The organism is Exiguobacterium sp. 17-1 (genome assembly GCF_023096305.1).
GTDB classification, from domain to species: Bacteria; Bacillota; Bacilli; order Exiguobacteriales; family Exiguobacteriaceae; genus Exiguobacterium_A; species Exiguobacterium_A sibiricum_A.
In genome coordinates, this window is the sequence record NZ_JALIGJ010000004.1 from 42,094 (window position 1) to 56,606 (window position 14,513).

General features: G+C 49.7%; 13 protein-coding genes. 6 read left to right on the forward strand and 7 right to left on the reverse strand.

Translation table 11 applies throughout. The features are described 5' to 3' along the window. Positions 1–80: 80 nt before the first annotated feature. The 3 genes from cydD (at position 81) to MUN34_RS11260 (ending at position 4,298) form a co-directional block, all read left to right on the forward strand. Positions 81–1,811, forward strand: a complete 1,731-nt coding sequence (cydD, locus tag MUN34_RS11250; RefSeq protein WP_247857807.1) for a thiol reductant ABC exporter subunit CydD — start codon at positions 81–83, stop codon at positions 1,809–1,811. Next, complete coding sequence (gene cydC, locus MUN34_RS11255; RefSeq protein ID WP_247857808.1) at positions 1,808–3,526, forward strand: thiol reductant ABC exporter subunit CydC; 1,719 nt, start codon at positions 1,808–1,810, stop codon at positions 3,524–3,526. The genes cydD and cydC overlap by 4 nt, the downstream gene beginning before the upstream one ends. Before the next feature lie 121 nt (positions 3,527–3,647). After that, positions 3,648–4,298 (forward strand): cyclase, encoded by a 651-nt coding sequence (locus tag MUN34_RS11260; RefSeq protein WP_247857809.1) that lies wholly within the window; start codon positions 3,648–3,650, stop codon positions 4,296–4,298. 43 nt (positions 4,299–4,341) lie between these two features. Here MUN34_RS11260 and kynB read toward each other — a convergent pair whose 3' ends face one another. Genes kynB through kynU form a run of 4 tightly spaced genes read right to left on the reverse strand, consistent with a single transcriptional unit; the run spans position 4,342 to position 8,508 of the window. After that, the gene (gene kynB, locus MUN34_RS11265) at positions 4,342–4,965 is read right to left on the reverse strand and encodes an arylformamidase (protein ID WP_026829565.1); all 624 of its coding nucleotides are present in this window, start codon (positions 4,963–4,965) and stop codon (positions 4,342–4,344) included. A 13-nt stretch (positions 4,966–4,978) separates the two neighbouring features. After that, positions 4,979–5,818, reverse strand: coding sequence for a tryptophan 2,3-dioxygenase (gene kynA, locus MUN34_RS11270; RefSeq protein WP_247857810.1), 840 nt, complete (start codon positions 5,816–5,818; stop codon positions 4,979–4,981). A 20-nt stretch (positions 5,819–5,838) separates the two neighbouring features. Next, complete coding sequence (locus MUN34_RS11275; RefSeq protein ID WP_026829563.1) at positions 5,839–7,221, reverse strand: amino acid permease; 1,383 nt, start codon at positions 7,219–7,221, stop codon at positions 5,839–5,841. A 9-nt stretch (positions 7,222–7,230) separates the two neighbouring features. Then, positions 7,231–8,508, reverse strand: a complete 1,278-nt coding sequence (kynU, locus tag MUN34_RS11280) for a kynureninase (protein ID WP_247857811.1) — start codon at positions 8,506–8,508, stop codon at positions 7,231–7,233. A 111-nt stretch (positions 8,509–8,619) separates the two neighbouring features. Here kynU and MUN34_RS11285 point away from each other — a divergent pair, with 111 nt between their 5' ends. The 3 genes from MUN34_RS11285 (at position 8,620) to MUN34_RS11295 (ending at position 10,166) form a co-directional block, all read left to right on the forward strand. Continuing rightward, positions 8,620–9,243 (forward strand): TetR/AcrR family transcriptional regulator, encoded by a 624-nt coding sequence (locus MUN34_RS11285; RefSeq protein WP_247857971.1) that lies wholly within the window; start codon positions 8,620–8,622, stop codon positions 9,241–9,243. A 45-nt stretch (positions 9,244–9,288) separates the two neighbouring features. Continuing rightward, entirely contained in the window at positions 9,289–9,741 is a 453-nt protein-coding gene (locus MUN34_RS11290) for a DUF4385 domain-containing protein (protein ID WP_247857812.1), read from the forward strand. 92 nt (positions 9,742–9,833) lie between these two features. Next, on the forward strand, positions 9,834–10,166 hold the full coding sequence (locus MUN34_RS11295; RefSeq protein WP_026829559.1) for a hypothetical protein: 333 nt from the start codon (positions 9,834–9,836) through the stop codon (positions 10,164–10,166). Between the two features lie 82 nt (positions 10,167–10,248). On the opposite strand, the gene MUN34_RS11300 is transcribed toward MUN34_RS11295, so the two are convergent. The 3 genes from MUN34_RS11300 to MUN34_RS11310 all read right to left on the reverse strand — a co-directional run bounded on the left by MUN34_RS11300 (position 10,249) and on the right by MUN34_RS11310 (position 14,432). Next, entirely contained in the window at positions 10,249–11,445 is a 1,197-nt protein-coding gene (locus MUN34_RS11300) for an MFS transporter (protein ID WP_026829558.1), read from the reverse strand. 165 nt (positions 11,446–11,610) lie between these two features. Further along, entirely contained in the window at positions 11,611–12,669 is a 1,059-nt protein-coding gene (locus MUN34_RS11305) for an acyltransferase family protein (RefSeq protein WP_247857813.1), read from the reverse strand. Beyond that, a complete protein-coding gene (locus tag MUN34_RS11310) occupies positions 12,666–14,432 on the reverse strand; it encodes a CDP-glycerol glycerophosphotransferase family protein (protein ID WP_247857814.1) in 1,767 nt (588 codons plus the stop codon). Before MUN34_RS11310 ends, MUN34_RS11305 begins: the two co-directional genes overlap by 4 nt. Positions 14,433–14,513 lie beyond the last annotated feature (81 nt).

Consider the following 14,513-nt stretch of genomic DNA (forward strand, 5'->3'; position numbering starts at 1 on the left):
ATGGATTCGGTATACTGAATGTACGATATGTGAAAATATTCACTAAAAGTCGTTCACACTTAGTGAAAGGACGTTTTCTTATGAATCCACTCAAAGGAATCATCACGATTCCGCGTACGATTTTTATACAACTGATGCTTGCAGCCGTCCTGATGGGCGTAGCCGTCATCGGTCAATCCTATCTGATTGTCATCATTGTCGACCGGATTTTCCTGCAAGGGGATCCGTTCGCGGCAGTCATTCCATTGCTTGGTGTCCTGTTGGGGATGCTTGTCCTGCGCGTCGGCGTCACGTACTGGAACGGACGTCTCGGGACGAATCTTGCGGCACGGGTCAAACAAGACTTACGCCAGGCACTTGTCGCGAAATATACGAAAAACTCTGTTGAATCGATGCTCGAAGGACAATCCGGAAAAAAGGTCAGTGTCCTGCTCGATTCCGTCGATGAGATGGACAGCTATTATAGCCAGTACCTGCCGAAAGTTATCCAGACGTCGATCGTTCCGCTGATGGTGCTGATTGCCGCCTTCAGCTATGACTGGGTGACGGGACTGGTCATGATGATTACGGCGCCGTTCATTCCGCTGTTTTACATCGTCATCGGGATCATGACGCAAAAGCGGGCCGATACGCAGCTCGAGAAGATGAATGCCTTTTCCGGTACGTTCCTCGATACGTTACAGGGACTGACGACGTTGAAGTTATTTGGACGGGCAAAGGCCCAGCAGGACGTCATCGAACGGAGCAGCCTCGATTTTCGGGATGCGACGTTGACTGTCTTAAAACTGGCCTTCCTGTCATCGCTGATGCTCGAATTCATCTCGATGCTCAGCATGGGGATGATTGCGCTTGAAGTCAGTTTACGGTTGATTTTGTTCCAAAGCATCACCTTCGTGCCGGCCTTTCTGATGTTGGTTCTGGCACCGGAATACTATTTAGCTTTAAAAGAGATGGGCGCTGCCTTCCATACGGGGCGCGGTAGTGTCGCCGCCGCAAAACAGATTGCGGCCGAACTGACGGAAGATGACCGGAGTGTCGTCTTCGGACAAACTGAATTATCAGCAGGCCATCCGCCGCGGATTGAGCTGAAAGATGTCGCCTTTACGTACCGCGATGCCCGGTTTGCGATGACTGAACTGAATCTTGTCATCGAACCGTATCAGAAGGTTGCCTTGATTGGTCGCAGCGGTGCCGGAAAATCGACCGTTCTTCAATTACTGGCAGGTCTTGCCGATCCGCAGGACGGACAGCTGTTGTTGGACGGTCAAGATCGTCAGACAATTACGGAAGCGAGCTGGTTCCGTCAACTGAGTTATATCTCCCAGCATCCGTACCTCTATGCCGGGACACTTGCGGATAACATCGCAATAGGTGAATTGCGCGAAGCATCGAGACCGGCGATTGAGCAGGCGGCATCTGATGCCGGTCTGACTGAATTGATCGGACAACTGCCGAACGGACTCGACACGGTAATCGGGGAAGGCGGACGCGGCTTATCCGGCGGCGAAAAACAGCGTGTTGCGCTGGCACGTGCTTTCCTGAAACGACCGAACGTCATCTTGTTTGATGAACCGACGACCGGTCTTGACGTCAAGACGGAACGGGTATTACAGGAAGCAATGACCGTCTTAGGACGTGAAGCGACTGTCATCACGGTCGCCCACCGTCTGCATACGATCGAACAATCGGATCAAATCGTCGTGCTGGAAGCGGGACAGATCGTCGACCGTGGGACACACGAAGAATTACTCGGACGCGAATCGGAGTATGCGATGATGCGTGCCGTTCAACGAGGGGAGGAGACACGATGAAAGAGTTGATGGGAATTTTTCGCTTGATGTTGCACCAGAAACGGGACATCGTGCTCTCGATTATCTTTGGTGTTTTGGCCGGCATCACGGCGGTCGGCTTGTTTGCCGCAAGCGGCTTTTTGATCTCAAAAGCCGCCTTATTGCCACCGATCCAGACACTTGCTGTTTTGATTGCCCTGCAGAAAATCTCGAGCCTGACACGGGCTGTCAGCCGTTATGCGGAACGTTATTACTCACACCGGGCGACGTTTACGATTCTCAGCGACTTACGGACGACGTTTTATAAACGTCTTGAACCGCTCGCACCGGGCATCTTTGCGAAGTACCGGAGTGGTGATTTGCTCGCCCGGATTGTCGGGGACGTCGAAAGTCTGCAAAATACATTTTTGCGCGTCGTGTATCCGCCGATTATCCTGGTGCTCGTTTTTCTGTGTACAATCTTTTTCGTCAGTTTCTTTTCACTCAGTGTCGCACTTGTGCTTGTGTTCGGTCTAATCTTGACGGGATTCATCATTCCCGGCTGGTTTGCCTACCGGGAACAACGGTTTGCCCGGTCCGTTCGGACACGGCGCGGGGAACTGTCGACAGAAGTGACAGAACTGTTCCAAGGCTACCGGGACTTAAAGATTTATCAACAACTCGGGAACAAGGAAGCGGAACTGAATGCCGTCGCAGCACGTTACGTGGCAGAAGAAAAACGCAACGGGCTACACGCCGTCTCGAACCTTGCGTTGAATACACTGGCGACATTGATTATTTCCTGGATTGTCCTCGGACTCGGTGCTTATCTGGTTGCTGACGGGCAGCTCGACGGTGTCTTCCTGGCCTTACTCGTCATGACTTCGTTGACGGTGTTTGAAAATGCCGCACCGATGGCGATCTTACCGGGCTTCTTCGAAGACAGCCGTCATGCGGCACGTCGGCTCGATGACGTCGTCGAAGCGACAGCGGAACCGGAATATCGCCCGTTTGCATTGACGCGGGCTCCGGAACTCCGTGCGGAACACGTCAGCTTCACGTTTCCCGGGCAGGATCGTCCAGTCTTACGAAATGTCAACGTGACGTTCCCTGCAGGCAGTAAAACGGCGATTGTCGGAGCGAGCGGTTCCGGAAAATCGACGCTGTTGCAACTGTTGTTGCGGATGTACCCGGCCGACGGGATCCGGATTGAAGGAACTCCGGGTCAAGAGATTAATCCGGAAGCGTTATGGAAACATTCGAATGTCGTCCTGCAACAGAACCATTTCTTTTACGGAACGATTCGCGACAATCTGAAGCTCGCCAGTAGCGAGGCAACGGATGAGCAGATGATCGAGGCACTCGAACAGGTCGGTCTTTCGTTGCTTGAACTCGACGACCGGGTACTTGAAAAAGGGGAAAACCTGTCCGGCGGTGAAAAACAACGGCTGGCGATTGCCCGAATTTTCTTGCGTCAGACACCACTGTATCTGTTGGATGAGCCGACCTCGTCGGTTGATGCGTTGACGGAACAGACAATTTTAGAGCACTTGTTCGTACGTGCAACGGATGCAACGCTGTTGCTTGTCAGTCACCGTCTCGCAGGACTAGAGACGATGGACCAAATCGTCGTCATGGACCAGGGGCAGGTCATCGAAGTCGGGACGTATGAAGATTTAATGGCACGACAAGGTGCTTTTTATGCCTTAAAACAAGTTGAACAGTCAGTCTTTACACCAGATCAACTGGTCCGTTAAACCAACAGCCTTCTCTGTCGCTACTAAAGCGTTGGAGGGGGCTGTTTAGTATGTAGAGGATTTAAATAGACGATTGATAACGGGAATGGTAAAGTAAGGAAAAAATAAAGGGGGAGCCATGATGGAAATTCGGCGTTGCGAGACACGACTGGGGAATCAAACGATTGCCTATAATCACTATTATTCCGAGTCGGATGAGGTCTGCTTTATGTTGTCCGGCGCAGGTTATGCGTATGATCATCCATACTTTTACTTCAGTCGGATGATGTTATTGAAGCGGGGCGTGAACGTGATTGAGATTCAGTATGTCTCGGATGATTTGTTCAGCTTGCCGGACGAACAGGGAGATGCGGAGATGAGTCGGCGGATTGAAGCGGTCATCGATGAGGTGTTACGTTCACGTACATATCAAACGATTCACTTCATTGCCAAATCGCTCGGAACGGTACCGCTGGTTACGATGATGCACCGCGGATTGTTTCCGGAAGCGCGTGTTGTTCTCTTGACGCCTCTCTTAAAAGATCCGGCAATCGTCGAGGCGATTGCGAACAGCCGGCATCACGGTTTACTCGTCATCGGTGACCACGATCGTCAGTTCAGTCCGGAAGCGTTGGAACGGTGCGGCAGCTCGAACCTAGTGCTGGAACAAATAAAAGGAGCCAACCATTCGCTCGACATTGATTTTGAAGTCGATCCGTCTCTTCAAGTACTCGGACAGATCATGCAACGGACGGAAGACGTATTGTTCCCCGTAACGGTCAAGGAAAACTGAAAAACCGACAGAAAACTCTCGGAAGAGCGTTCTGTCGGTTTTTTTAATACGGTCGCAACAACGCACGGACAGGACTGCCGTCACCGTCGACGAGCGGAAGCGGGACGGCATTGAGATGATAATCACCCGGTGTGATCGCATCAAGAACCAACCCTTCGAGTATATGAACTCCATGTGCGGCGAGCGCATGGTGGGCACTCATCTCTTTACTGTCAATCGCATCGACGGACGGTAAATCAAGACCAATCAATTCGACGCCGAGTGCTCCAAGACGTTCGGCGAGACTTGGTGTCAGTACCGGGATTGTTTCCGGGAAAATCGATTTATCGACCCAGCCGTCTGTTTTAATAATCAACCGGCGGACATCGGTTAAATCAAATGCCTCGAGATCACTTGCCACGAGTTCCGTCCGACCGGGCAAGTAAATGACACGGACATGACCGATATAAAGATCCGGATCCAAATCGATGACTTTTTGACCGGCATCATCAAAATGGAACGGTGCATCGATATGAGTGCCGGTATGCAGACTCATCGTGACCTGTCCGACGTTGACGGAGCCGGTATCGGCTTTACTCCAATTGATGGTGTAGTCAAATTTCGTATCACCCGGCCACGTCGTAATCGACGATGTTAAAGGTTGTGAGACATCTATCCAACGGTTCATGCAAGATTCCCCCTCAAAGTTTTGTCCGGACCGACCACAGTTCCGGGAAGAACCGATGATCGAGCACACGGCGCAGATAACTGACGCCGGACGAACCACCCGTTCCCGGCTTTTGACCGATAATCCGTTCGACGGTGCTCATGTGGTTAAAGCGCCACATTTGTTGCTGGCTGCCGATGTCGAGCAACTTTTCGCCGAGTTCATACAAATCCCAGTACTGTTCGACGTCTTGATAGACGATGGCCCAGGCAGCTTCGACACTCGGATCAGCTTCCCAGTCTTCCGTGACATCCCGCTTGAGAATCGTCTCGTCAATCGGTAAGCCGCGCCGGTGCATCGCCCGGACGGTTTCGTCATAGATGCTCGGTGTCTTTAAGTCATCGTTCAATTGAGCGAACAACGCCGTTTCATGCTCATAGACGCGTAACATTTGGGCATTCTTAAAGCCTAGCGCAAACTCAATCTGCCGGTTTTGGTACGACTGGAATCCGGACGAATGCCCAAGCGAGTCACGGAATTCAAGATACTCAGCCGGTGTCAGTGTCGAGAGGACACTCCATGACTGGATCAGCTGTTGTTGAATTTTTGAAACCCGGGCGAGCATCTTAAACGACCGTTCGAGTTGATCATCGGCGATTGCCTGAATGGCCGCCGTCATCTCATGCAAAATCAGTTTCATCCAGAGTTCACTCGTTTGATGAATGACGATAAACAACATCTCGTCATGGTGATCCGATAACCGTTGTTGGCTCATTAAAAGCGAGTCCAGCTGCAAATAATCCCCGTAAGACATGTCTTTTTTAAAGTCGGTTTGAATCGACTCCTCAATCTGTGTCGCGTCCGTCTGTTTCATACCACTCGATCCCCTTTACGTTAAAGTGATTGTGAACGTTTTGTCTGATCCGCTTGCGGCGGGTTGTTGCGTTTCCAGAACACATAGGCAATCGTCAGGAAAATCAACCACGGAATACCAAACTTCAAGACGATCTGGAAATCGGTAAACCAGGTCGTGATGACCAGTGCAAATAACAAGAGGGCACCGAGCGCCGTCAAATACGGATAGCCCATCATCCGGACCGGCAGTTTCCGTCCACCGTCCCGTTCCCAGGCTTTCCGGAAATAGAGATGGGAGATGAAAATCATGAACCAGGTGAAGATGGCCCCGAACATCGAAATTCCCATCATGAACGGATAGGAGACACTCGATTGACTGCTGATGACGGCAGCAAGGAATATGCCGAGTGTCGACACAGCGAGTGCAAAGAGCGGCACACCTTTCGCATTCAGACGACTGAAGATTCGTGGGGCATAGGTGGCTTTCGATAATGAATACATCATCCGTGTCGAGGCATACAACTGACTGTTCATCGCGGACAAAGCAGCCGTCAGGATGATGAAGTTCATGATACCGGCCGCACCGGGAATCGACAACATTTCCATCACTTTAACGAACGGACTTTCATCGACACCGCCGGCCTGCTGCCACGGTACGATCATCAGCATCAAAGCAATCGTGATGACATAAAACGTCGACAGCCGGAAGACCGTTGCTTTCAATGCTTTCGGCACAGCGACGTCCGGATCCTTTGCTTCACCGGCCGTAACGGCGATTAATTCGGTCCCGAGGAAACTAAACAGCGAAATGAAGACGGCAATCCAGAGACCGGAGAATCCGAACGGCATGAAGCCACCGTCATTCGTGAAGTTTTGCGGACCGATTTCCGGTGAACTGCTCCCGAAGACCAGGTAAGCACCGAGAATCATGAACATCAGGATGGCACTGATTTTAATGACAGAAAACCAGTATTCGAATGTCGCAAACGTATTGACGGTCGTGGCATTAATATAGATTAACGCTGCTGCAAAGACGAAAATCCAGATGTAACCGGGTACGTCGGGGAACCAGTATTTCATGTAGATGGCGATGGCGCTGACTTCGACGCCGATCGCCAAGACATTCGCGACCCAATAAGAATAACGCACGAGGAAACCGGCATAGGGACTGATGTACATTTCAGCAATCGTTCCGAATGAGCCGGAGGTCGGATGGGCGACGGTCATTTCCGCGAGACAGCCCATCAACAGCAGGACGATGAAGGCACCGATCGCATAGCTGACGAGAACACTTGGTCCGGCGAGACTGATCGCGAGACCGCTTCCGAGGAAAAGACCCGTTCCGATCGCACAGCCCATCGCAATCATCGTCAGTTGACGTGTTTTTAAGTCACGCCGTAATTCAGTAGGATGTTCTTTCATAAAGCCTCCTTACGCGACGACTTCGCGTTCGTTCTTGAATTGTTCGTACTGTTTTTCGTCCATGATCGTTTTTAAAATCGAAACGACCTCATAGACGTCTTCAAAACTATTATACAAGGCAACAGGAGCCAGGCGGACAATATTCGGTGCCCGGAAATCAGGAATGACCTGATGGGCTTTTAGTGCTTTACAAATGCGTGCTGCTTCCGGATGTTCGAGACTCAGGTGGGCGCCACGTCGTTTCGCGTCACGCGGATTGCCGATGACGAAGCCGTAAGCTGCCAATTCTTGATCGACGAGCGCCATCATGTAGTCGGTCAGTGCCAGTGATTTTGTCCGAACGGCATCGATGCCGACTTCTGCAAACAACTCGAGCGCACCGATTTGCGGGGCGAGGCTCAAGACGTGTGGCGTGCCAATTTGGAAGGCAGCGGCATTTTCGGCAGGTGTCATCGTATGATTCATATCAAATTGTTTGTCTTTACGGGAACCGAACCAGCCGGTTAGACCAGGCAATGTTCCGAAATGACGTTCATGGACGAATAATCCACCGACCGTACCGGGACCGCCATTCAAATGTTTGTAGTTGCACCAGTAGGCAAAGTCGACGCCCCAGTCATGAAAGGCATGGGGAATCGCGCCGACGGAATGACAGCCGTCAAAGCCGATCAGGATCCCGCGGGCATGGGCTTCGCGGGTCAATCGTTCCATATCTAAAATTTGTCCGCTCCGGTAAAGAACGGTCGGCAGAACGATCAAGGCAATGTCATCCGTCATTGCGGCGATGATATCCGCTTCATCAAGAAACCGTCCGTCGCGGCTTTCGACCTGAACGAGGTGTTCTGCCGGATCGAGTCCGCGCAACCGGAGCTGGCTTTGGAGCGCATAAATATCAGACGGGAACGTCAAACTGTCGGCTAAAATTTTCGTCCGTCGTCCGGACGGAGCAAAGAAAGTTGCGACCAGTTGATGCAGATTGACCGTCGTCGAACCGGTCACCATGACTTCATCCGCACGTCCACCGACAAGCGGTGCGTTCAAGGCAGCCAGTTTTTCCGACAAGTTAAACCAGGGGTGCCGACCTTTCATCCATCCGTCAATCCCGAGTTCCCGCCAATCGGCGAGCGATTCGAGTAACGTGGCTTCCGCCCGTTTCGACAACAGACCAAGCGAGTTGCCATCCATATAAATCGAACCTTCCTGCAGATAAAATTCGTTCCGGTATGGAGCGAGTATATCCTGTTGATCCTGTTCGATGGCATGCTTGCGTGATGCGTTCAATGTCATGTCCGTTCCTCCTTAAATGAATCAGTAATCAATTTTGAGAAAAGCGTAGCAAACAAATTGACACTGTGTCAATATTATCGGATAGAGAATCAGGAGAGGTGGTTGATTATGATGAAAGCAGATGAATCCAAAATGGACAAACGGCATTTACGGACAGTCCGGACGCGGGAAAAGTTATTAGTCGCAGCACGGGAAGTATTTCTTGAAAATGACTTTCAGACGACGACGATTTCGCAAATCATCAAACGGGCGGGTGTCGGCTACGGAACGGCATATGTCCATTTTGAAGGAAAAGATGAACTGTTGATCGTCCTGATGGAAGACGTGATGGATCGTTTCCATCAAGTGGCGGAACAGCCGTTTGAGCCTGGAACGGCTGAAGAGGCGAAAAAACAAATCGAGCAACAGGCGACGGCTTTTTTACAGCTGGCTGAGCAGGAGCGGGAGATGCTCCGGGTCGTCGATCAGGCAATCGGGGTATCCTATGTCATCCGGGCGAAATGGAAACAGATCCGCGAACGGTTCATCGAACGGATCAGTCACGATATTCATTATGCGCAAGCAGCGGGACTTGCACGTCCGGACTTGAATCCGACACTCGTTGGCCGCGGCTGGTTTTTTGCCAACGAAATGTATCTGTTCGAAGTCGTCCGGGAAGAGACGACAGCATCGATTGAAGAAATCGCTAAAACCTTGACGGCTGTGTATACGACCGGATTGTATCAACACGATTAAAGAAGAACGTTCCTGGGAATCCTTTAGAAGAAGGGAGCGCTGAATATGGCATTTGATTACGATCTTGATTTTAAGACAACGGACTTCCGCAAAGAACCGGAAAAATATCGGGTCGGACGGGGCGAGCAGGGTGTCTTACTCGTTGAACCGTATAAAGGAGAAATCTTGCCGCATTGGCGGTTCAAGACGCCGGAAATTGCCAAAGAATCTTCCGAAAAAATCTATCAGATGTACCTCGACTATAAAGAGGCCGGAGACTTCGTCGGAATGGACATGGCGCGGAAGTTCATCCAGATGGGACATACGCGGGCACGCCGGTATACGAATTATAAAGGCGGACGGAAGTACAAGAACAAAGCGACAGGTGAGTTAAACGAACGGGAAATTGATCCGGAAAAAGCAAAATCGGCAGAAATCTTTCAGGAAAAATGGGATTTGATCCGGGCGGATGAAGAGTACTTGAAGCTAAAGAAAGCTCATCAAAAACAGTACGGATGAACGGATTCTTAGTTTCCCATTTGCCTGTTTCGTGGCACTGAAAATGAAGGAATCAGAATTTGCTATGATGAGATCAAAAGGGAGGAACAGATATGCGATACACGTACTGGATAGCTTTGATCGGATTGATTATAAGTATGTATCTGTTGGTGGACTATACAGTAGAAACCGTTCCTGTCAGCATCTTGGTCGGCCTGTTGGTATACAGTATCGGACTCAGTATCGTCACGACGTTCGAAGTGTCTTCAATTGAGCTGACACGACGTGTCTTTGTGACGACGCTTCTGTTAGGACTGGTCCTGAACCATGCCCTGGATTTACGATTCACAGCATTTTTACTCGTCTTGCTCGTCGTCGAAACGTTTGTCAAAACCCTCCGCTTCCTGCAGGCGCTTTGGTGGGACCGGACGACGTTGCATGGCTGATATTTCCATACCATATGAAAAAAGCAGGAGGTTCTCCGATAATCCAATCGGACGACCTCCTGCTTTTGTTATGACATCTGAATCAAGATGTCTGTTCAATCTTTTTAATCAAACGGGACTGACGGCGTTGCCAAATGACAGATCCGATCAGTGTCACGGCAAGGAAAACAAGTCCGAGCATGAACGGATAAAGAATGTTGACATCATATAACAGTCCGGCCAGTGTCGGACCGAGCACGTTCCCGATGCTCATGTAGGCGTTGTTCATCCCCATCGCAAATCCTTGTTCGTTTCCGGCCAGTTTTGAAATCATCGTGTTCAAAACAGGACGCAGGATCGACGTCGCAAGGAAGATGACGAGTGTGACGGCGAAGAAGCCGCCGTAACTTGCTGTCAGAAGTGACAACAAGAAGCCAAGCGTCGCGATTAACAGGAAGATGTTCAAGACTTTGCCTTCGCCGAGACTGCGGGACAGTTTATCGACGACAAAAATCTGAGCGATGACACTGATGATTCCGGTCGACGTCACCATGATGGCGATGTCTTTTGGTGACGCACCAAACTGGTTGTCGACGAACAGGCCAAGCACGGACTCGTACGCCATCAAACCAAAACTCATGACCAGTGTGATGACGAGCGGGACGAAGTACGGTTTATGGAACGACGCGCCGAGCTTGCTCCACATCGACCCTTCATCCGGTGCCATCGCCGTCGCGTCATGGACGTCACTTTCTTGAAGCAACAGAACGCTGAAAACTACAGCAAGGAGTGAAACGAGTGCTGAGACGAGCAACGGTAATTTTAAATCAAACTCGGCGAGGAAACCGCCGATCCCGGGACCAATGACGATTCCGAGTGACATCGCGGCGGAGACGAAGCTGTTACCTTTTGCGCGCTGGTCCATCGTCGTGATATCTGCGACGTAGGCAAAAATCGCAGGGATCAACAGCGCGGCACCGACACCGCCGATTGCCCGCGAGATGTAGAGAATTGTAACCGAGTTCGAGAAATAAAAGACGAACATCGATAACGTCAGTCCGATCAAACCGTAGATGATCATCTTTCGGCGACCGTACTGATCGGCCCATTTTCCGGCGACCGGTGACATGACAAGCTGTGCGCCGGCAAAAATCGCGATCATCAGACCGGCAGCAGTACCGCCTTGACCGATTGAAGCTAAGTAAGCGGGCAGAATCGGAATGATGATCCCGAAGCTCCCGACGGCGATGAACATGTTAATCATCAGGACCGTTAATTTTTTACGTTGATCCGCTTGCAAGGGGATCCCTTCTTTCTGCACGCTGGTGTAAGCGTTTATTTGATCTACCTTTACTATCTTAGTTTCAAGAGAAAGAACCTGTCAATTTTATCGCCCCGTTACAAAAAGGACCAGATCTCAAGAAATGAGATCTGGTCCTATATCAACTGTTTGTTGAATTGACATTTACAGCGTTTTCTTGAACAGCCAGTTAACGTTTGGAGATAACAACGGTCGGAACAATCGAACGATTGGACGACTGGATAAAATCCAAACGAAGAACAGGGCGAGCAAGAAGGAGGAACCAATCAGCAACGCCGGCGATTCGGCAATCCATGGTGGAACAGAGTCACGAAACAGACGGACGATGAACGAATGTAACAGATAGATCGCCAACGTCTGAATTCCGATCTGATCAAACCGTTCACCGAACGAACGATGTGGAACCATCATCAATATGGAGAAAATCATCACGGTACTGACTGCATATAAAAAGAGTTGAATCAATGCGCCTTTGAGTATCGGAACGTCAAACTCGCCATAGGTGTCCCGGTAGAACAACCAGACCGTATCGAATCCATTTTTTGTCCAGACCGCCATGGCAATGGCGATGGAAACAGAAATGATCAATCCGGTCAAACGGCCGAGGGGTGACGTCATCCGGTCACGAATCCGTCCGTCCGCGAGCCATCCCCGCTCTTTGATGAGATAGCCCATCAAAAAGAACGGATAAAAACTGATGACCTTTTGCAAGGACAGGAAGTTCGTAATCGAACCCGGATTGGCGTTAATCAGCAGCGCAAACGCGATACTGATCAACAACGGATAACGCAAGGTCAGAAATCCCGGCGTCACAATCTGCCAAATAATGATTCCGAGCAGGTACCAGAGCGTCCAACTCGGAACGAGCGGATGAAGGAGACCGTCCATCAATCCATCGGCCGTCTTCTCATTGACGTAAGCAAGATAGACTTCATGAATCGATTGCCAGATGAAATAGAGGACGACAAACGAAATGATTCGTTTCGGTCTGACTTCCTTGAAAAAATATCCGCTCATGAAGATGAAAGCCGGCATATGCAGCAAATAAATGATGTTGTAGACGATTTGGACCGGATCATTCCCATCCAAATTACGGAACGTCTCAATTAGATGTCCGAACACCACCATGAAAATCAGCAGTACTTTGTAGTTCCCGAGCCAATGATCATAGGAAAAGGTCATTGGTTTTGGTGTTTGATTCATTCGTTTTCTCCAAGAATGATTTGATCGACGAAACGTTGACTCGACTTCCCGTCCTGATGCTCGAAGAAGTATTCAGCAAAAGCTTTGACGTTTTGCATCTCGAAATCTTCGTTCTTAATCCGTTCAATCAACTCTTCCGAGGTACGGACGATTGGTCCGGGAACAAATTCTTCAAAGTCATAATAGAAGTCACGTTTTGAGATGTAATCTTCTAAATCGTAAGCGAAGAAGAGCATCGGGCGATCGAGCAGTGAAAATTCAAAACAAGTCGATGAATAATCGGTAATCAAAATATCAGAGACGAACAGTAATTCGTTGATCTCCCGGTGGTCCGTCAAGTCGAGGAAGAAGTCAGCATACACTTCTGGAATCTCCATCCGGCGGCGGACGAACGGATGCATCTTCAAGACGAAGACGTAGTCTTCATGGAAAGCTTCATACAAAGCATCCAAATCGAGTTGACTGAAATCATAATGGGCACTTTTCGCGCCGTTTCCACGGAAAGTCGGAGCAAACATGATGACTTTTTTTGTTTTGAAGACAGGATATTCTTCGTAAATCCGTTCCTTGGCATCGGAGATGTAGGTTTGGTCAAAGAACATATCTGTCCGGGGAATCCCGGTTGCGATGACTTGATCTTCCCGTAATCCGAACCCTTCCGCATAGTGACGAGCGACGTTATGCGAGCTGACGATGGCTTTCGTATAGTTTCGGTGGCTGAGCGAGTTGGCACTTGGGCCACCCGGCTTACCGAGACGGCTGTATCCGAATGTCTTGAAGGCTCCGACTGCGTGCCAGACTTGAACAAGATCGCTTCCTTTCCGGATGCTGAGCGGATAAATCATCGGATAAAAATCATCGACTAAAATCGTTTTGGCTGTCGCGAGGTGATACGGCAACGTAAATTTATCACGCCAATCGCGGCGGGACTGCAAATTGGGTTTGAAGAACGTTTTAACATCCAGGTTGAGATCCCGGCGTTCGATTTCGTTTAAGATATAGGCGAAATTCCCGCTGACATCACTTCGGGAATCCGAAGCAAACACAACTTTGTTGTCTTGGATCGGTTGCGTCCATTTTGTGACATTGTAAATACTCTTGAATGTAAAACGACGGAATTTAAACGCGCGTTTCCGCCAATTCTTTTTCGATTTGTTGAATTTTTCGATCAAGCGGATAAAACGTTTCGTCTCTCCTTGCTTAAGGGAATGGAAACTTAGGGTATTGCTGTATTCTGAATACTGGACGACCAGTTCATATTCGAGTTTGAGCAAGACATTGCTATGTTTCGTTTCAACACGATAAATGACCGGAATCAAGGACCGTGTATCACCAAATGGAGCTTCATGTAAAATTGATTTTCCTTGGACGATTCCGAAGAAAGCATCGAAGTAGCCCATTGGCAAAGGTCGTCCGGTCGGAGTCAGATGGTTGAGATCAAGCTCGCCGCTGAACGTTTCTTCCGTCCAGTCCCCTTCAAACGGGAAGCGCAGTATGAATGTCCGTTTATTTCGTTTGTTACGGAAAATCACGGCCCGTTCTAAAGGAATCGGTTCGACCGGTGCTTCGGACTGGATGTATCCATCTTCCGGTTGTGTTTCTTCTGTGTCTTCAGGAACGGCAGGATTCTCAAAAAGTAGCTGCTCGGCCTGAAGGAAATCAGTTAATCCGAAAAGACGTGCCTCGAAGCGGAATTTCGTTCCCGCTAGTTCTAGATAGTTAACGTGTGCCTGTAATGTCGGTATCTGTGTTTCTTCTGTCAAAACAATCTCTCCTCGCTTAAATGATTACAATGCATTTACACAACAATGACAGATTTTTAAAATCATCACGAACATAGTATA